The organism is Pseudomonas sp. W22_MBD1_FP4, assembly GCF_052113765.1.
GTDB lineage: Bacteria > Pseudomonadota > Gammaproteobacteria > Pseudomonadales > Pseudomonadaceae > Aquipseudomonas > Aquipseudomonas sivasensis.
Map to the genome: position 1 here is coordinate 1 of NZ_JBGQOI010000038.1, position 19,441 is coordinate 19,441.

The following is a 19,441-nucleotide window of genomic DNA, read 5'->3' on the forward strand; positions in this document are numbered from 1 at the left end:
TGTCCCCTTCGTCTAGTGGCCTAGGACACCGCCCTTTCACGGCGGTAACAGGGGTTCGAGTCCCCTAGGGGACGCCACGATTACCCGCTCTGCGGGATTTTTAAGGGTCATTCAATTATTGAATGGCCCTTTTGTTTGTCTGGCGTTTGACCACTTCTCTCATCATCTCCTTTCTTCCTGTTCTGACCAGTGGTCATGACTGTCGCTTGCTAAATATTATTATGGTAATAATATTCAACCCATGAGAGTCGGAGGCTTTGATGAACGATAAAAAAGCGCAAACCCGCGAACGCATTCTGCAGGCCGCCAGCGCCGCGTTGATCCAGCGCGGCCCGGCCGAGCCGAGTGTCGGTGAAGTCATGGGCGCGGCGGGGCTGACCGTCGGCGGCTTCTACGCGCACTTTGAAAGCAAGGATGCGTTGATGCTGGAGGCCTTTACGCAACTGCTGGCACGGCGTCGCGCCTCCATTGACGATATGGACGCGCAGTTGACCGGAGAAGAGCGCAGGGGGTTGGTTGCGGCGTTTTACCTCTCGCGCAAGCATCGCGACTCCACCGCTCAGGCCTGCCCGATTCCAGCGACTGTAGGGGAGATGGCTCGCCTGCCGGACGCCTTTCGCGACGCGCTGAGCGAACATGTCGAGTTGATGGCTGCTCAGCTTGCCGCAAGCCCTGAAGACACCGACAAGGCCTTAGCCGATATGGCATTAATGATCGGTGGCCTGGCCTTGGCCCGCGCCTTGGGGCCGGGTGAGCTGTCGGACCGAGTGTTGCGCGCTGCCAAGTCGGCTGTGCGATAGGAAGAGGGCTCGCGAAATGGGCGCGTTAACCTGGATTCGTCGTTTCAACGGCACGCTGGGGTACCTGGCGCCGCACACGGTGGCCAACAAGATGCGTCGAGCCTTCATGACGCCCCGCGACCTGCCGCCCCGTGACTGGGAGTTACCGCTGCTGGCGCAATCGGAGCGCATCACCTTGCGCTTTGGCTTGTCGGCCCTGCGCTGGGGGCAGGGTCCGGCAGTTTTGTTGATGCACGGCTGGGAAGGCCGGCCAACCCAGTTTGCCAGTCTGATCACCGCCTTAGTCGACAATGGCTACTCCGTGATTGCTCTGGACGGGCCTGCCCATGGCCGCTCACCGGGGCGTGAGGCTCATGTGCTGCTGTTTGCTCGCGCCATGCTGGAGGCGGCGGCCGAGTTGCCGCCCCTGCATGCAGTGGTCGGCCATTCCATGGGGGGCGCCAGTGCGATGTTGGCGGTGCAGTTGGGGTTGCGTACCCAGGCGTTGGTCAGTATCGCTGCACCGTCGCGTTTCCTGGATGTACTGCGTGGTTTTACCCAAATGGTCGGTTTGCCAGCGAAGGCGCGTTCGGTGTTTATTCAGGAGGTGGAGCAAACATTCGGAATGCCACTCAAGCATTTGGATGTGGCCCACTATCAAATGAATATTCCCGGGCTGATCGTGCACGCTGAAGACGATACCTTTGTCCCCGTCAACGCCTCCCAAGCCATTCACGAAGCCTGGTTCGACAGCCGCCTGCTGCGCCTTGAACAAGGCGGCCACCAGAAAGTACTGGCCGATCCGCGGGTGATCGATGGCGTGCTGGCGCTGTTGGCGGGTTGCCGTCTACAGGCGCGGCAAAGCGCCTGATACACTGCCTCCCGCCGCCATTAATCGACTGGGAGCAAGGCATGGGCTGGGATTTGGCAACGCCGTTTATCATTGACCTGCAGGTCGCCCCTGAGGATATCGACGGCCTGGGGCACGCAAATAATGCGGTGTACGTGTCCTGGCTGGAGCGCTGTGCCTGGCGTCATTCCCAGCGTTTGGGGCTGGACCTGACCGAGTATCGCCGTCTGGACCGCGCCATGGCGGTGGTGCGCCATGAGATCGATTACCTAGCGGCAGGCTACGAAGGTGACGAGCTGCAACTGGCCACCTGGATCGTCGATTGGGACCAGCGTCTGAAGATGACCCGCCGTTTTCAACTGGTCCGCCCGCGTGACGGTGCAACCCTTCTGCGCGCGCAAACCACCTTCGTCTGCATCGAATTGTCCACGGGCAAGCCCAAGCGCATGCCGAGCGAGTTTCTCGATGGCTATGGCCCCGCCCTGACAGGGGGTTAACGGTTGCCGTAGGAAACCCAGTAAACTGCGCCACGATTTTTGTTGAGTGTTTTCCATGCAAATTGCTTTGGCGCCCATGGAAGGGTTGGTCGACAACATCCTGCGGGACGTGTTGACCCGTGTGGGCGGTATTGACTGGTGCGTGACCGAGTTTATCCGCGTCAACGACCGCCTGCTGACCCCGGCGTACTTCCACAAACTTGCTCCAGAGCTGCTGCACGGTGCCCACACCGCTGCGGGCGTGCCCTTGCGCGTGCAATTGCTCGGTTCCGACCCCGTGTGCCTTGCGGAGAATGCCGCACTGGCCTGTGAGCTGGGTTCGCAAGTGATCGATCTGAACTTTGGCTGCCCGGCCAAGACCGTCAACAAGTCCCGAGGCGGTGCCGTGCTGCTCAAGGAACCGGAGTTGCTCAACCAGATCGTTGAACACGTGCGGCGTGCGGTGCCTGCCCATATCCCGGTGACTGCCAAGATGCGCCTGGGCTTCGATAGCCCGGATGGCGCGCTGGTGTGCGCCACGGCCCTGGCCGAAGGCGGTGCGGCGCATATCGTGGTGCATGCGCGTACCAAGGCCGATGGTTACAAGCCGCCGGCTCATTGGGAGTGGATCCCGCGGGTCCAGGACGTGGTCAAGGTGCCGGTGTTCGCTAATGGCGATATCTGGAGCGTCGAAGACTGGCGCCGCTGTCGGGAGATCAGCGGCGTAGAGGACATCATGCTTGGCCGTGGCCTGGTGGCGCGCCCTGACCTGGCGCGGCAGATTGCAGCAGCACGCGCAGGCGAGGAAGTGGTCGAAATGACGTGGGCAGAGATGCAGCCCATGCTCCGCGAGTTCTGGACCCAGTCGGTAGCGCAACTGACTGAAAAACAGGCGCCTGGCCGATTGAAACAATGGTTGGCGATGTTAACGCGTAATTACCCGCAGGCGGTGGAACTGTTTACCGCCCTTCGTCGCGAGACGGATGTGCGGCAGGTAAGTTGTCTATTGGGTATGAGTCATCCTGACGTGCTTTAAATGTTGATGTAAGTCATTCGGGCTGTATGACAAATTCAACGTGAGCGGTTGGCATTGATCAAGGAACTTTTTTGGGGGGATGGCCACGTAAGGGTTGGGCGTCAGGTAGTTAGTGCGTAAAAAATACTGGTCTTCTGTATTGCTGCTATCTGCCGTCTTAACTCGGATAAATATAGGACTAAAATTCTTATGCGTGATCCAGTTGTGAGCCGTACCTATGGCGTTAATTCCGTTTACTCCCCTAACTGCGGTTCCAGTGCGACGTTGCCCATCCGTGCCTCAGGCCCTGGTTGCGGCATCCGGTTTGGGTGTTATAACCCGCCCCCGCCAACATACTGTGTACCCTGCAAGCCAGCCCCGCCAAAGCTTTGCAGGCCTTGTAAGCCAGCCCCGAAGAAGCAGAGTTTTTTTTCCAAGATTGGCAGCTTTTTCGGAAAAGTCTTTGACAAAGTCGGCAGTGTTTTCAGTGGGATTGGTAAGGTGTTGGGGGGAGTGGTAAAAGCACTTAGTCCGTTGATAAGTCTGGCAGCGCCGTTATTAGGTCCGGTCGGGTTGGCGATTTCCGGTGCGGTTAGTATCGGTGGTTCACTTGCTGCTTCGATGTTTGAAAAGGTGGGTGGGGCCATGAGCGGATTGAAGTCGTTTTTTAAAGCGTAATATTTTAGCAATTGATTAATGTATTGGCGTTGGCCTGAAAAATAATCGACTGTCGCTGTTCGTCATGAAAGTAGCAGTCGACTATTTAATAGTTATATCAGCAATTGCCTGAACTCTTTCAGCGGTAGCGGCCTGCTGTAAATGAACCCTTGATACAGATGGCACCCCAACGCTTGCAGGAATGCCAGTTGCTCGGGGGTCTCCACACCCTCGGCAATCACCTCCAGATTCAAACTGCGAGCCATCGCCACGATCGCCCTGATGATTTCCGCGTCGTTTGGATCATGGGTCGCGTCTCGCACAAACGACTGATCGATCTTCAGTGCGTCCACCGGCAGGCGCTTGAGGTATGTCAGTGAAGAGTAACCGGTGCCAAAGTCATCCATCGCAAAGCTCACGCCGAGCTTCTTCAGGCGGCGCATCTTGTTGACGGTGTCATCCAGGTTCTGGATCACGATACCTTCGGTGATTTCAAGTTTCAGAAGGCTGCAGGGCAAGGAATGCTGCTTAAGGCTGTGCTCCACCCGTTCCACGAAATCGTTCTGGCGAAACTGCCGGGGGCTGATATTCACGCATAGACTGAAATTCAGCGGGTCCACCAAGCCTTCTTTGATCAGTTGCCCAAAGGCGGCGCAGGCCTCATCAAGGATCCAGGTGCCCACTTCAAGGATCAGGCCGCTGTCTTCCAGCACCTTGATAAATTCCGACGGTGACTGCGCACCCAATTGTGGGTGCTGCCAACGCACCAGTGCCTCCGCACCTACGATCTTGTTACCGCGCGCATCCACCTGGGGTTGGTAATGAACGCTGAATTCGCCGCGCGCCAGGGCCAGGCGCAGGTCGGTTTCCATGCGCAGGCGTTCGCTGGCGGCTTTTTGCATGCTGTTGTGAAACATCTGCGTGGTGTTGCGTCCTGAGTCCTTGGCGCGGTAAAGGGCAATGTCGGCGCGCTTGAGCAGGTCGGCCGGTGTGGAGCCGTGATCGGGAATCAACGCCACGCCAATGCTCGGCGTGACCTGCAATCTGTGCCCGTCCAGGAACATCGGCTCCGAAAGCAATTCACGCAGGGTGTCGGCCAGTTCCTGCACCTGGTTGCTGACTTCCTGGCGCGAGCCATCCAGGCCGCTGAGCAGTACCACGAATTCATCGCCACCCAGGCGCGCCACGGTGTCTTCCATGCGCACGCTGGCTTCCAGCCGCGCGGTGACGATTTTCAGCACGGTGTCGCCGACCGGATGGCCCAAGGAGTCATTGATGTGCTTGAAGTGGTCAAGATCGAGGAACAGCAGCGCGCCGCGTAGGTTATGGCGCTTGAGCAGGGCGATCTGCTGGCTCAGGCGGTCCATCAACAGCGCACGGTTGGGCAGGTTGGTCAGCGGGTCGTGGTAGGCCAGATGGCGGATCTGCGCCTGGGCGTTTTTCAGCAGGCTCACGTCCCGCGCGGTCAGCAGCAGGCACGGGGTTTCATTCAGGGTGATGGGCTCGACCGAGACTTCTACTGCCAGCACTTCACCGCGTTTGTTGTGCCAGAGCATTTCCAGATGGTGAATGCGGCCCTTGATCTGCAACTCGGCCAACAGCGCCGAGCGTTGGTTCTCATCGGCCCAGATGCCGATCTGATAAAAAGTCAGGCCAATAGCTTCTTCAGCTCGCAAGCCGGTCAGGCGGCAGAAGCCATCGTTGACCTCCACATAGCGGCCGGTGTCGCGCTCGGTGATGGAAATCGCGTCAGGGCTGGAATGGAAGGCCTTGGCGAATTTCTCCTCGCTGGCCTTCAGCGCGGCCTCGGAGCGCTGTTGTTGGGTGATATCGCGCAACGTCGTAACGATGCACGCTTGATCTCCGACCTTGATCAGGCGGCTGGAAATCATGCAGGTCAGGCTGTGGCCATTCTTGTGATGCACCACCACGGCCACGTTGCTCAACGACTGCTCGCGAATGACCCGCTCGATACGCTCCAGGCGCTGGCTGGAATCATCCCATAGGCCGATCTGGTCAGCGCTCTTGTCGATTACCTCGGCAGCGCTCCAGCCAAAGGTTTGGGTAAAGGCCGGATTGATCTCGATAAAGGCGCCACTCTCCAGGCCTGTGACGCAGATCGGGTCGGGGCTGGCCTGGAACAGGCTGGCGAATTTTTCTTCGGAGGCGCTCAGGCGTTGTTCGCGCTCCACTTGGTCTGTGATATCGAGCAGCGTGCCGGCCATGCGCAGGGGTAAACCTCGCTCGTCGCGGTACAGGCGAGCACGGCTTTCCAGGTAGCGCGAGCTGCCATCTTCCATGGCCACGCGGTAGGTCAGTTGGTAGTTTCCGGCAGGGCCTTCGCGCAGGGTGCGGTAGGCGTTGCGCATGTTGTCCCGTTCCTCGTTGGGCATGCCTTCGAAAAAGGCGTCGAAGGATTCGTGGAACGGTTCGGACGGCAGACCGTGCAATTGGGCTGCGCGCGCGGAGCCATAGAGCATGCCGCTGGGAATGTGCCAGTCCCAAGTACCCAGTTGTGCCGAGTCCAGCGCCAGGTCGAGGCGCTCCTGACTGTCCTTGAGCGCCTGCTCTGCATTTTTGCGTTCGGTGGTGTCGAGGAAGGTGCTGATCAGATAGGCCTCACCCTCCAACTCGACTTTTTGCGCGCTGAGCGTGCCATTGTGGACTTGGCCGTTGCTGGCGCAAAACTGCACCTCCATGGTAATGGGCTCGCCCTTGCGCTGCGTGGCCTTGACCAATTGTGCGCGTTGCTCCGGGTGGCGCCACAGGCCCAGTTCCAGGGTCGTGCGGCCGATGGCATCGCCCAAGGGCCAGCCGAAGAGCATCTCGAAATACTGGTTGGCTTCGCTGATCAGGCCGTCGGCCCGGCGCGTCAGCAGTACCATGTTCGGGCACAGGTGAAACAGCGTGGCGAAGCGTTTTTCGGAGTGCCCGAGGGCGTTTTCACGTTCACGCTGGTGGGTAACCTCGCGGATCACCCCGATCATGCGGCGCCGACCGGTTTTGTCCGGCTGCAGGCTGCCGTTGATTTCCAGCCAGTGAAAGCTGCCGTCAGGCCATTGGATGCGGTGATGCATGGCCTGCTCAAGCGGCTCGCCGGCCAGTACGGCGTGAAAAGCCCGTACCACTCGGGCGCGATCCGACTGGGCCAGCAAGTCAAGGTAGTCCAAGTCCTGGGGCAGCGGTTGGCGCGGATCAAAACCAAACAACGCCTGGGTGCCCCGTGACCAACTTATGCGGCCGGTGTCTATTTCCCAGCACCATGCGCCCAGCCGCGCAGCGTTAAGGGCTGCCAGCAGTTGTGGCGCGCTCTCCCAGCTTTGTTCCGCCTGTTGAGGGTCCAGCGCGTAAATGCGGGGTAGGGGTGGCACGGGGTCGACGGGGTTGCGCATTATCAAAGGGCCTTGATTCGATGGGCAAACAGCACGGTTTTACTCAGAACCCGAGGCCGCACAGTGTCATGCCGGTATCCCTGGCAAATCCATCTGTGCGTCCAATAGGCTCATGAAAGCCCGCGCAGCATTCGACAGCGTCCTTTCGGTGTGCACGATATAGCCTAGCTGGCGACTGAGTTGTATGCCTGGCAAAGCGATACTTGCCACCTGATCATCGAGCATGGTGCGCGGCAACACGCTCCAAGCCAGGCCGATAGACACCATCATTTTGATAGTTTCCAAGTAGTTAGTACTCATCGCGATGTTCGGGGTAAGGCCTTGGGCCTCGAACAACCGGCTGACAATATGGTGGGTAAACGTGTTGCCGCCAGGGAAAACCGCCGGATGGCCGGCAATATCAGCCAGGCTGATGGAGCCGTTACTGATCAGGCTATGCTCCGGCGCCACCACAAAGTCCAGCGGGTCGTCCCACACTGGCGTGGCGCGCACCAGGTTGTGGGGCTCGGGCGCCAGGGTGATAACTGCCACTTCAGCGCGGCCATGGAGGATTTCTTCATAGGCCACTTCAGAATCGAGAAATTGAATATCCAGCGCTACGTTTGGGTATTCCCGTGTAAAGGTTCGCAGGATAGGCGGCAGGCGATGCAGGCCTATATGGTGGCTGGTGGCTAATGTGAGCCGCCCGCTGACCTCGCCGGTAAGGTTGGTGAGGGCGCGGCGGGTGTCGTCCAGCACATTGAGAATCTGGTAAGCGCGCGGCAGCAAGGCGCGTCCGGCCTCGGTCAGGCCGACTTCACGGCCCAGGCGATCAAACAGTCGCACCTTCAATTGCTGTTCCAGGCCGGCGATACGTTTGCTGATGGCCGGTTGGGTCAAGTGCAGGCGTTCTCCAGCGCCGGAGAAGCTGCCGATCTCGGCGATGGCGATAAAGGCATTGAGGTTGGCCAAGTCCATTGTGGTATTCCAGTTGGTAATCCAAAGCATAAAAAATATGAATTTGAGTTATTTAATGTAGCGCCATACCATCAGCCTCACAAGCCAAAGGGTTATTGAAAAGCCCGGCGAATGAAACACCGCTGATGAGGACCGACTGATGGCCGGCAAAACGCTTTACGACAAGCTTTGGGATTCCCATGAAGTGAAACGGCGCGATGATGGGTCGTCGCTGATCTATATCGACCGTCACATCATCCATGAAGTGACCTCGCCACAAGCGTTCGAAGGCCTGCGACTGGCCGGGCGCAAGCCTTGGCGCGTCGACTCGATCATCGCCACCCCGGACCACAACGTACCGACCACCCCGGAGCGCAAGGGCGGCATCGACGCCATCGTCGACACTGTGTCGCGGTTGCAGGTGCAGACCCTCGATGATTACTGCGATGAATATGGCATCACCGAATTCAAGATGAATGATGTGCGTCAAGGCATCGTCCATGTGATCGGCCCGGAGCAGGGCGCCACCTTGCCAGGCATGACCGTGGTTTGCGGTGACTCCCACACGTCGACCCACGGTGCCTTCGGCGCTCTGGCTCACGGTATCGGCACCTCGGAGGTCGAGCACGTGTTCGCCACCCAGTGCCTGGTTGCCAAGAAAATGAAGAACATGCTGGTGCGCGTCGAAGGCAAGTTGCCGTTTGGCGTCACCGCCAAGGACATCGTCCTCGCTGTGATCGGCAAGATCGGCACCGCTGGCGGTAACGGCCATGCCATCGAATTCGCCGGCAGCGCCATTCGCGACCTCTCCATCGAAGGCCGCATGACCATCTGCAACATGTCCATCGAAGCCGGTGCCCGCGTGGGCATGGTGGCGGCGGATGAAAAGACCGTCGAATACGTCAAGGGTCGTCCTTTCGCACCGGCTGGTGCCGATTGGGATGCCGCCGTCGAAGCCTGGAAAGACTTGGTCTCCGACGCTGATGCGGTGTTCGATACCGTGGTCGAACTCGACGCTGCCCAGATCAAGCCGCAAGTCAGCTGGGGTACTTCGCCGGAAATGGTCCTGGCCGTCGACCAGAACGTGCCGGACCCGGCTCAGGAGGCCGACCTGGTCAAGCGCGGTTCCATCGAGCGCGCCTTGAAGTACATGGGCTTGAAGGCCAACCAGGCAATCACTGACATCCAGTTGGATCGCGTGTTTATAGGTTCCTGCACCAACTCGCGGATCGAAGACCTGCGCGCTGCGGCGGTGATCGCCAAGGGACGCAAAGTCGCCTCGACCATCAAGCAGGCCATTGTGGTTCCGGGCTCAGGCTTGGTTAAAGCCCAGGCTGAAGCCGAAGGCCTGGACAAGATCTTCCTCGAAGCCGGTTTTGAATGGCGTGAGCCGGGCTGCTCAATGTGCCTGGCGATGAACCCGGACCGCCTGGAGTCGGGCGAGCATTGCGCGTCGACCTCCAACCGTAACTTCGAAGGGCGTCAGGGCGCCGGTGGCCGTACCCACCTGGTGAGCCCGGCCATGGCCGCCGCCGCTGCCGTCAACGGTCGTTTCATCGACGTTCGCGAATTGATCTGAGGAATACCCGATGAGAGCTTTTACCCAACACACAGGTCTTGTCGCGCCGTTGGACCGTGCCAACGTGGACACCGACCAGATCATCCCCAAGCAGTTTTTGAAGTCGATCAAGCGCACCGGTTTCGGTCCTAACCTGTTCGACGAGTGGCGCTACCTGGACGTGGGCTACGCCTACCAGGACAACTCCAAGCGCCCGCTGAACAAGGACTTCGTGCTTAACGCCGAACGCTACCAAGGCGCCAGCGTGTTGCTGGCCCGGGAAAACTTCGGGTGCGGTTCCAGCCGCGAGCACGCGCCGTGGGCCCTGGAAGAATATGGCTTTCGCAGCATCATCGCGCCGAGCTATGCCGACATCTTCTTCAACAACAGCTTCAAGAACGGCCTGTTGCCGATCATCTTGACTGACGAAGAAGTCGACGAGCTGTTCAAGCAAGTGGAAGCCGACGTTGGCTACCAGTTGACCGTCGACCTCGCTGCGCAAACCGTGACCCGTCCGGATGGCAAGATTTACCACTTTGAGGTGGACGCCTTCCGTAAACACTGCCTGATCAACGGCCTGGACGATATCGGCCTGACCTTGCAGGACGGTGATGCGATTGCGGCGTTTGAAGCCAAGCACCGAGCGAGCCAGCCTTGGCTGTTTCGCGACGCCTAAATTGATATAGGCAGGACCGGCCTCATCGGGGGCAAGCCCCCTCCCACATTTGGAATGCGTTCCCCTGTGGGAGGGGGCTTGCCCCCGATAGGGCCGGTACTAGCAACGCAACCCTTGAAGGATGCCACCATGACCAACACCGCCCACACCCAAGTCGTGCAAAAACAATTCGGCGAACAGGCGTCTGCCTACCTGAGCAGTGCCGTGCACGCCCAGGGCACAGAATTCGCGCTGCTGCAGGCAGAACTGGCCGGGCAGGGCAGTGCGCGACTGCTGGATCTCGGTTGCGGTGCCGGTCATGTGAGCTTCAATGTGGCGCCGCTGGTCAAGGAAGTGGTGGCCTATGACCTGTCCCAGCAGATGCTTGATGTGGTGGCTGCCGCTGCGCAAGATCGCGGCTTCACCAATATCAGCACCGTAAATGGCGCCGCCGAGCGCCTGCCGTTCGCCGATGGCGAGTTCGACTTCGTGTTCAGCCGCTACTCGGCCCACCACTGGAGCGACCTTGGCCTGGCCCTGCGTGAAGTGCGCCGCGTGCTCAAGCCGGGCGGCGTGGCGGCCTTTGTTGACGTGTTGTTACCGGGTAGTCCGCTGTTGGACACTTACCTGCAGACCGTCGAGGTGCTGCGAGACACCAGTCACGTGCGCGATTACTCCGCCGCCGAGTGGATGCGTCAGCTCAGCGAAGCCGGTTTGCATGTACGCAACAGCAGCCGCCAGCGCCTGCGCCTGGAATACACCTCGTGGGTCGAACGTATGCGTACACCGCAAGTGCTGCGCGCCGCGATCCTGGAGTTGCAGCAGGCGATGGGCCAGGAAGTGCGCGATTACTACGAGATTCAAGCCGATGGCACCTTCAGCACCGATGTGCTCGTGGTATGGGCCGAACGCTGATTAATTTTCCCGACCTGCCCACGGGCAGGTCGCTCGATGAAATGAGGAACCCATGAGCAAGCAGATTCTGATTCTCCCTGGCGACGGTATTGGTCCGGAAATCATGGCCGAAGCGGTCAAAGTACTGGAACTCGCCAACAGCAAGTACAGCCTGGGGTTCGAGCTGAGCCACGACGTGATCGGCGGCGCCGCCATCGACAAACACGGCGTGCCACTGGCCGATGAAACCCTGGACCGCGCCCGTGCTGCCGATGCTGTGCTGCTCGGCGCCGTGGGTGGTCCGAAGTGGGACAAAATCGAACGTGACATCCGCCCTGAGCGCGGCCTGCTGAAGATCCGCGCGCAACTGGGCCTGTTCGGCAATCTGCGCCCGGCGATCCTCTACCCGCAACTGGCCGACGCGTCGAGCCTGAAGCCGGAAGTGGTGGCTGGTCTCGATATTCTGATCGTGCGTGAGTTGACCGGCGGCATCTACTTCGGCTCGCCACGCGGCGTGCGCGAACTGGAAAATGGCGAGCGCCAGGCCTACGACACCCTGCCGTATAGCGAGAGCGAAATCCGCCGTATCGCCCGTGTCGGTTTCGACATGGCCCGCGTGCGCGGCAAGAAAGTCTGCTCGGTGGATAAGGCCAACGTACTGGCCTCCAGCCAACTGTGGCGCGAAATCGTCGAGGAAGTGGCCAAGGACTACCCGGATGTCGAACTGAGCCACATGTACGTGGATAACGCCGCCATGCAACTGGTGCGCGCGCCGAAGCAATTCGACGTGATCGTCACCGACAACCTGTTCGGCGACATCCTGTCCGACCAGGCGTCGATGCTCACCGGCTCTATCGGCATGCTGCCTTCGGCGTCGCTGGACACCAACAACAAGGGTATGTACGAGCCTTGCCACGGTTCGGCGCCGGACATTGCGGGCCAGGGCATTGCCAACCCGCTGGCGACCATTTTGTCGGTCTCGATGATGCTGCGTTACAGCTTCAACCTGAGCGATGCGGCGGACGCGATCGAGAAGGCCGTAAGCCTGGTGCTGGATCAGGGTTTGCGCACCGGTGACATCTGGTCGCAGGGTTGCACCAAAGTCGGTACGCAAGAAATGGGCGACGCAGTAGTCGCCGCGCTGCGGAATCTGTAATCTCTCGGGCCCGCTTGCAGTTGTTGCTGCAAGACGGCCCACTTTTTAACAAGGTGTAGTTGCGATGAAACGTGTAGGTCTGATCGGTTGGCGCGGTATGGTCGGTTCCGTGCTCATGCAGCGGATGCTGGAAGAGCAGGATTTCGATCTTATTGAGCCGGTGTTTTTCACCACCTCGAACGTGGGTGGCCAAGGGCCGTCCGTGGGCAAGGATATTGCCCCGCTCAAGGATGCCTACAGCATTGACGAGTTGAAGACACTCGACGTGATCGTGACCTGCCAGGGTGGCGACTACACCAGCGAAGTCTTCCCGAAACTGCGCGAAGCGGGCTGGCAGGGTTACTGGATCGACGCCGCGTCGAGCCTGCGTATGCAGGACGATGCCGTGATCATCCTTGACCCGGTCAACCGCAAGGTCATCGACCAGCAACTGGATGCCGGCACCAAGAACTACGTCGGTGGCAACTGCACCGTCAGCCTGATGCTGATGGGCCTGGGTGGCCTGTTCGAAGCGGGTCTGGTCGAGTGGATGAGCGCCATGACCTATCAGGCGGCCTCCGGTGCCGGCGCGCAGAACATGCGTGAGCTGATCAAGCAGATGGGCGCCACCCACGCGGCCGTCGCCGATCAACTGGCCGACCCGGCCAGCGCAATCCTAGACATTGACCGTCGTGTGGCCGAAGCCATGCGCAGCGATGCTTACCCGACCGAGAACTTCGGCGTGCCATTGGCCGGTAGCTTGATCCCATGGATCGACAAAGAGCTGCCGAACGGCCAGAGCCGCGAAGAGTGGAAGGCCCAGGCCGAGACCAACAAGATTCTCGGCCGTTTCAAGAGCCCGATCCCGGTTGACGGTATCTGCGTGCGCATCGGCGCCATGCGCTGCCACAGCCAGGCGCTGACCATCAAGCTGAACAAAGACGTGCCAATCGCCGATATCGAAGGGTTGATCAGCCAGCACAACCCGTGGGTCAAGCTGGTGCCGAACAACCGCGACATCAGCATGCAGGAGCTGAGCCCGACCAAGGTCACTGGTACCCTGAATGTACCGGTGGGCCGTCTGCGCAAGCTGAACATGGGCAGCCAGTTCCTCGGCGCGTTTACCGTCGGCGACCAACTGCTGTGGGGCGCGGCTGAGCCGTTGCGCCGCATGCTGCGGATTTTGCTGGAGCGTTGATCGCTTGAAGCAATAATAGAAACCCGCGTTCTGGTGACAGGCGCGGGTTTTTTATTGTTCTTTTGGGGCCTTTCGTGGGCAAGCCGCCTCCCACATTCGACCGAATTCCAACGTTGAAATGCTGTTCATCGTGGGCGGTGGCTTGCCCCGATAGCGCCGTCAGCCATGGCCCCACCCCCAGGTTAATTGCCTCACCTCCAGCCACCCGGTAAAGTGCCGCTCCCCCCGCAATGCCCGAGGCAGCCCCCATGACCCAGACCTTTGAAATTGCCGTGATCGGCGCCACCGGCACTGTTGGCGAAGCCCTGGTGCAGATTCTCGAAGAGTTGGCATTCCCGGTCGGCACCCTGTACTTGCTGGCCGGCAATAATTCCGCCGGTGCGTCGGTACCGTTTCGCGGCAAGAACGTGCGGGTCAAGGAAGTTGATGAATTCGATTTCAGCAAGGTGCAACTGGCGTTCTTTGCCGCCGGTCCAGCCGTCACCCTGAGCTTCGCCCCACGTGCCACGGCGGCGGGTTGTTCGGTGATCGACCTGTCCGGTGCATTGCCCGCCGAACAGGCGCCACAGGTCGTGCCGGAGGCCAATGCCCACGTCCTGAAGGGCTTGAAAAAGCCGTTCCAGCTCGGCAGCCCGAGCCCGTCCGCGACCAACCTGGCGGTATTGCTGGCGCCGTTGCGTGGGCTGCTGGATATCCAGCGCGTCAGCGTCACGGCTAACCTGGCGGTGTCTGCTCAAGGACGTGAAGCCGTCAGCGAACTGGCCCGTCAGACCGCCGAGCTGCTAAACGTACGCCCGCTGGAGCCGAAATTCTTCGACCGGCAAATGGCCTTCAACCTGTTGGCACAAGTCGGCACGCCAGATGCCCAAGGTCATACAGCCCTTGAGAAGCGTCTCGTACACGAACTGCGTGCTGTGCTTGAATTACCGTCACTAAAGATTTCTGCGACCTGCGTTCAAGCTCCGGTGTTTTTTGGCGATAGCCTGACGGTGTCGTTGCAATTGGCTGCGCCGGTCGACCTTGCTGCGGTCAACCGTGCGCTCGACGCTGCGCCGGGTATAGAACTCGTGGAGGAGGGGGATTACCCAACAGCCGTTGGTGATGCGGTAGGCCAGGACGTGGTCTATGTCGGCAGGGTTCGCGCCGGTGTGGATGACCCGGCGGAACTAAATCTGTGGCTGACGTCAGATAACGTACGCAAAGGCGCTGCACTTAACGCCGTGCAACTGGCGCAGTTGTTGATAAAAGGCCTTGCGTAAAAGATACTTGGCCGCAATTTGTAGATTGATTCTAGCCAGGCGCTATGCTTGGCCCGAAGTGCAACAGAAGCGTGTCGGTAACCTATCGGCTCGCCATGCCTTATGGCAAGCGGTTACCAACCTTCTCGCAGTCCGGGGAGTGTTCAAACAAAGGATGAGGCTATGGTTCAAGTTCGCAAACTGGTGTTAGCAATAGCGGCCGCCTCGGCGCTGTCCTCCGGTATGGCGCAGGCGCTGCAGCTGGGGGAAATGACCCTCAAGTCGAAGTTGAACCAGCCGCTGTCGGTGGAAATCGAATTGCTCGATGTCGGCGGCCTCACCGCGTCCGAGATCACTCCTAGCCTGGCGTCCTCGCAGGCGTTTGTGGATGCCGGCGTCGATCGCCAGGCATTCCTCAATGACCTGACATTTACCCCAGTGATCAACCCCAACGGTCGCAGCGTGGTGCGTGTCACCTCCAGCAAGCCGCTGCCTGACTCTTACGTTCGCTTTCTGCTGCAAGTGCAATGGCCCAATGGTCGTTTGATGCGCGACTACAGCGTATTGCTTGATCCGTCCAAGTTCGACCGGTCGACACCGGCCGCTGTGGCGCCAGCCCCACGCTTGGGCACACCTGCCAGCGCCGCGCCTGCCGCAAGCAAACCGGCCCAGCACACCACCACCTCCCGCGACACCCTATGGGAAATCGCCGAGAAACACCGCAATGGCGGTTCGGTGCAGCAGACCATGCTTGCGATTCAGGCGCTTAACCCTGGCGCCTTTATCGACGGCAATATCAACCGCCTGAAAACCGGCCAGGTGCTGCGCCTGCCGGACACTGTCCAAAGCACCGCACTGCCGCAACCCCAGGCGATTGCCGAAGTTCGCGCGCAGAATGATGCCTGGCGCCAGGGGCGTCGCACGGCAGCCAACCAGGCCGCCGGCAAGCAACAACTGGACGCCACCAAGCGTACCCAGGCGGGCAGTGCGCCGTCGACCACCAATGCCCAGGACAACTTGAGCCTGGTTTCGGCCGAGGCGGCCAAGAAGGGCGGCAAGGGCAAGGCGGGCGACAGCCAGGGTCTGAGCGACAAGCTGGCGATGACCCAGGAACAGCTGGATACCACTCGCCGCGATAACGACGAACTCAAGAGCCGTGCAGCTGACCTGCAAAGCCAGCTGGATAAACTGCAAAAACTGATTCAATTGAAGAATGATCAGTTGGCCCGTTTGCAGGCGGAAAAAGGCGACCCGGCGACGCAGGCAACGGCTGCAACGACTGCAACGGCTGCAGCGGCGATGCCCGCGCAGTTGGCCAGCGAACCGACAGCCACTCCGGCAACCCCCGCCGAACAGGCGGCAACACCAGCACCAACGCCGGCCGTTCCGGTAGCTGCTCCCGCACCGGAAGCGGCTACACCGGTTGCCGCAGCTGACGCTCCCGAAGGCAAGTTCAATGACCTGCTGACCAACCCGGTTGTCCTCTCTGTGATCGGTGGTGCGGCGGGCCTGGTGGTGTTGTTGCTCCTGCTGCTGTGGCTGCGCCATCGCAATGCCCGTCGCGAAGAGGAAAAACACCTGCGGATGGCGCGTGCATTGGCCGAAGAGCCGCAATTTACCTCTGATATCGAACACGACCTTCCTTCGGATAGTTTCGAGGGGCTTGAAGTCCCGCCGCCGAACGTCAAGCTGTCCGCCGCTCCGGCGCCCGCTCCAGTGGTTGAGCCTGCAGTGGTAGTGCCGACGGTCGCCTCCGTGCTCGCGCCGCTGGCCGTTGCCGTTGCGCCGCAAAACGCCAACGACGCACTGGTGCAAGCCCAGTCCCATATCGACCGTGGTCATCTGAACCAGGCCGCTGATGTGCTCGAACAAGCCATCAAGCACGAGCCCAAGCGCAGTGACCTACGTTTGAAGTTAATGGAGGTCTACGGCCTGCAAAGTGACAAAGACGGTTTCGTGACCCAGGAGCGTCAACTGGTAGCCAATGGTGAAAACCACGCCCAGGTCGAGCAACTGAAGTCGCGCTTTCCGGCGATGGCGGTGTTGGCGGCAGGCGTCAGTGCGGCGGTTGCTGCCGCTGCCCTGGATGCTCAGTACGTCAAGGACTTGCTCGAAGACAAACCGGCAGCCCCCAAGCCAGAGGCTTTTGACACCGATTTTGATTTGAGCCTGGATGATCTGGAGGCTGCTTCACCGGCCGAGATCAAGGACGATCAGCAGACATTCGAGTCGCTGCTGCGAGAGCAAACCGCCACTAAGCCGGCCTCGGACGACCTGTCTGACTTTGATTTGGACCTGCAGTTGGATGCGCCGACGTCAGCTCAGTCCGATGATGACTTCCTGTCCGGCCTTGAAGATCAGATGAACGACGTGCCTGCCGTTGAGCCGCCTACGCTGACGCCTGCGGCCGTGGATGACTTCGACCTGCCGGAAGATTTTGATCTGTCCCTTGCCGATGAGCCGGACGCAGTCGTCAAGCCTGACGCGTTTGCATCGGAGCTGGACGATGTCAACGCCGAGCTGGATCGCCTGTCCCAGAGCCTTGAGCATCCATCCATCGAGCCATCTTTCACTGCTGAAGACGCAGCCTTGGGCGGTGATGAGCCGGAGTTCGACTTCCTGTCTGGTACCGACGAGGTCGCTACCAAGCTGGACTTGGCCCAGGCCTATATCGACATGGGCGATGCGGACGGCGCTCGGGACATCCTGTCCGAAGTACTGACCGAGGGCGACGAGTCCCAGCGCGGCGAAGCCAAGGAAATGCTCGGCAAAATCTGAAGGTCGATACCGCTCTGATGTGGGAGGGGGCTTGCTCCCGATAGCAGTGGATCAGCCTTACATGTGCTGATTAGCACCGCGCTATCGGGAGCAAGCCCCTTTTCACATGTGGTCTGCGTCAATCCCTAACAAAAGCGCCCGTCACACGGCTGCCGCATTTATAATGGCCGCCTTTGCGCAACTCATCAGGCTCTCAGTTCTTGGCAAATATAGATAACGCGGCCGCCGAAATGGCGGCCGCAGGCTTTTACCGCATCGCCCTGGGCGTGGAATACAAAGGTTCGCGCTATCGCGGCTGGCAGCGCCAGGCCTCTGGCGTGCTGACGGTACAGGAAACCCTGGAAAAGGCCCTGTCCAAGGTCGCCGATTCGCCCGTTTCGCTGATGTGCGCCGGACGTACCGACGCCGGTGTGCACGCCTGTGGCCAAGTGGTCCACTTCGATACTCAGGCCGAGCGCACGATGAAGGCTTGGGTGATGGGCGCCAACATCAATTTGCCCCACGACGTCAGCGTCAGCTGGGCCAAAATCATGCCAGCGCATTTTCATGCGCGCTTCAAGGCGATTGCGCGGCGTTACCGCTACGTGATCTACAACGACCAGATCCGCCCGGCGCACCTTAACGAAGAAATCACCTGGAACCACCGTCCGCTGGATGCCGAGCGCATGGCCGAGGCCGCGCAGCATCTGGTGGGTGTGCATGATTTCAGCGCCTTCCGTGCCGGCCAGTGCCAGGCCAAGTCGCCGATCAAGGAAGTCCACCACCTGCGTGTGACCCGCCACGGCAAGATGATCGTGCTGGATATACGCGCTGGCGCGTTTCTGCACCATATGGTGCGCAATATCGCCGGCGTGCTGATGACCATCGGTACCGGCGAACGCCCGGTCGAATGGGCCAGGGAAGTGCTGGAGAGCAGGGTTCGCCGTACCGGCGGGGTAACTGCGCATCCATTTGGCCTATATCTGGTGGATGTGGAGTACCGCGACGAGTTCGAACTGCCCCAGCGATTTATCGGGCCGCACTTCCTTACCGGATTCAGCGAACTTGGCGGCTGACGCCCGGAAAAGCTTTTGTTACCATCCGGGACTTTCTCGGTCCAACCCTGAGGTTTCTACGATATGCCCGTCGTTCGCAGCAAGATTTGCGGGATTACCCGCATAGAAGATGCGCTGGCGGCAGTCGAGGCGGGGGCAGACGCCATTGGTTTCGTGTTTTATGCCAGGAGCCCGCGGGCGGTGAATGTGTTGCAGGCGCGGGCGATTATTGCCGCATTGCCACCGTTCGTGACTACCGTGGGTTTGTTCGTCAATGCCAGTCGTTGTGAACTCAATGAAACCCTGGATGCCGTGCAACTGGACGTGTTGCAGTTTCATGGCGACGAAACCCCGGACGAATGTGAAAGCTATCAGCGTCCGTATATCAAGGCGCTGCGCGTGAAGTCTGGGGACGATATCGCCAGCGCGTGTGCCGCCTACGGTGGCGCCCGCGGGATTTTGCTGGATACGTATGTCGAAGGCGTGCCCGGTGGCACCGGCGAAGCGTTCGATTGGTCGCTGATTCCTGAGGGTTTAAGCAAGCCGATCATCCTGGCAGGTGGGCTCAATCCCGCGAACGTTGCGGCAGCCATTGAGCAGGTTCGCCCTTACGCCGTGGATGTCAGCGGTGGCGTGGAGCAGGGCAAGGGTCTCAAGGATCACGACAAGATTCGCGCATTTATGCAGGCTGTGCGCGGGATGTGACGGCTGGCAGTCTGCCGCCGTCCATAACTACCACTGTGTAAAACAGCCCGGTGCCGTCTGAGGATGGTCCGGAAATGAAGTGGCAACCCTGCGCTGGCAGGTTGTCTGGAAGGCTGAGGATGCAGGCTGGAAATGGCAGGT

General features: G+C 60.1%; 15 protein-coding genes and 1 tRNA gene. 14 read left to right on the forward strand and 2 right to left on the reverse strand.

The features are described from left to right. The first annotated feature begins 1 nt into the window (after position 1). From ACEN2T_RS28890 to ACEN2T_RS28910, 5 genes are all read left to right on the forward strand, one after another. Positions 2-77: transfer RNA gene (locus ACEN2T_RS28890), tRNA-Glu, on the forward strand. Between the two features lie 183 nt (positions 78-260). Then, on the forward strand, positions 261-800 hold the full coding sequence (locus ACEN2T_RS28895) for a TetR/AcrR family transcriptional regulator (protein WP_032888304.1): 540 nt from the start codon (positions 261-263) through the stop codon (positions 798-800). Between the two features lie 16 nt (positions 801-816). Beyond that, positions 817-1,650 carry an alpha/beta hydrolase gene (locus tag ACEN2T_RS28900; RefSeq protein WP_032888301.1) on the forward strand — a complete coding sequence of 278 codons (834 nt, stop codon included), beginning with the start codon at positions 817-819 and terminating at the stop codon, positions 1,648-1,650. Positions 1,651-1,691: 41 nt separating this feature from the next. Next, on the forward strand, positions 1,692-2,126 hold the full coding sequence (locus ACEN2T_RS28905; RefSeq protein ID WP_032888298.1) for an acyl-CoA thioesterase: 435 nt from the start codon (positions 1,692-1,694) through the stop codon (positions 2,124-2,126). A 55-nt stretch (positions 2,127-2,181) separates the two neighbouring features. Next, positions 2,182-3,141 (forward strand): tRNA dihydrouridine synthase, encoded by a 960-nt coding sequence (locus tag ACEN2T_RS28910; protein ID WP_032888297.1) that lies wholly within the window; start codon positions 2,182-2,184, stop codon positions 3,139-3,141. Positions 3,142-3,890: 749 nt separating this feature from the next. Here the strand turns inward: ACEN2T_RS28910 and ACEN2T_RS28915 are convergent. Further along, positions 3,891-7,169, reverse strand: a complete 3,279-nt coding sequence (locus ACEN2T_RS28915; RefSeq protein ID WP_032888294.1) for an EAL domain-containing protein — start codon at positions 7,167-7,169, stop codon at positions 3,891-3,893. A 66-nt stretch (positions 7,170-7,235) separates the two neighbouring features. Beyond that, positions 7,236-8,126 (reverse strand): LysR family transcriptional regulator, encoded by an 891-nt coding sequence (locus tag ACEN2T_RS28920; RefSeq protein WP_122680516.1) that lies wholly within the window; start codon positions 8,124-8,126, stop codon positions 7,236-7,238. Between the two features lie 139 nt (positions 8,127-8,265). On the opposite strand from ACEN2T_RS28920, the gene leuC reads away from it, so the two are divergent. The 9 genes from leuC (at position 8,266) to ACEN2T_RS28965 (ending at position 19,300) form a co-directional block, all read left to right on the forward strand. Then, entirely contained in the window at positions 8,266-9,684 is a 1,419-nt protein-coding gene (leuC, locus tag ACEN2T_RS28925) for a 3-isopropylmalate dehydratase large subunit (protein ID WP_053128838.1), read from the forward strand. Positions 9,685-9,694: 10 nt separating this feature from the next. Then, positions 9,695-10,339, forward strand: a complete 645-nt coding sequence (gene leuD, locus ACEN2T_RS28930) for a 3-isopropylmalate dehydratase small subunit (RefSeq protein WP_095185553.1) — start codon at positions 9,695-9,697, stop codon at positions 10,337-10,339. A 129-nt stretch (positions 10,340-10,468) separates the two neighbouring features. Beyond that, the gene (locus tag ACEN2T_RS28935) at positions 10,469-11,233 is read left to right on the forward strand and encodes a class I SAM-dependent methyltransferase (RefSeq protein ID WP_442117931.1); all 765 of its coding nucleotides are present in this window, start codon (positions 10,469-10,471) and stop codon (positions 11,231-11,233) included. 52 nt (positions 11,234-11,285) lie between these two features. Next, positions 11,286-12,368, forward strand: a complete 1,083-nt coding sequence (gene leuB, locus ACEN2T_RS28940) for a 3-isopropylmalate dehydrogenase (protein ID WP_017530190.1) — start codon at positions 11,286-11,288, stop codon at positions 12,366-12,368. 64 nt (positions 12,369-12,432) lie between these two features. Further along, positions 12,433-13,545, forward strand: a complete 1,113-nt coding sequence (asd, locus tag ACEN2T_RS28945; protein ID WP_032888280.1) for an aspartate-semialdehyde dehydrogenase — start codon at positions 12,433-12,435, stop codon at positions 13,543-13,545. 248 nt (positions 13,546-13,793) lie between these two features. Beyond that, positions 13,794-14,804 (forward strand): aspartate-semialdehyde dehydrogenase, encoded by a 1,011-nt coding sequence (locus ACEN2T_RS28950; RefSeq protein WP_122680518.1) that lies wholly within the window; start codon positions 13,794-13,796, stop codon positions 14,802-14,804. 162 nt (positions 14,805-14,966) lie between these two features. Continuing rightward, positions 14,967-17,561, forward strand: coding sequence for a FimV/HubP family polar landmark protein (locus tag ACEN2T_RS28955; RefSeq protein WP_442117932.1), 2,595 nt, complete (start codon positions 14,967-14,969; stop codon positions 17,559-17,561). Positions 17,562-17,791: 230 nt separating this feature from the next. Continuing rightward, entirely contained in the window at positions 17,792-18,616 is an 825-nt protein-coding gene (gene truA / locus ACEN2T_RS28960) for a tRNA pseudouridine(38-40) synthase TruA (protein WP_339484104.1), read from the forward strand. Positions 18,617-18,679: 63 nt separating this feature from the next. Beyond that, complete coding sequence (locus ACEN2T_RS28965; RefSeq protein WP_442117933.1) at positions 18,680-19,300, forward strand: phosphoribosylanthranilate isomerase; 621 nt, start codon at positions 18,680-18,682, stop codon at positions 19,298-19,300. Positions 19,301-19,441 lie beyond the last annotated feature (141 nt).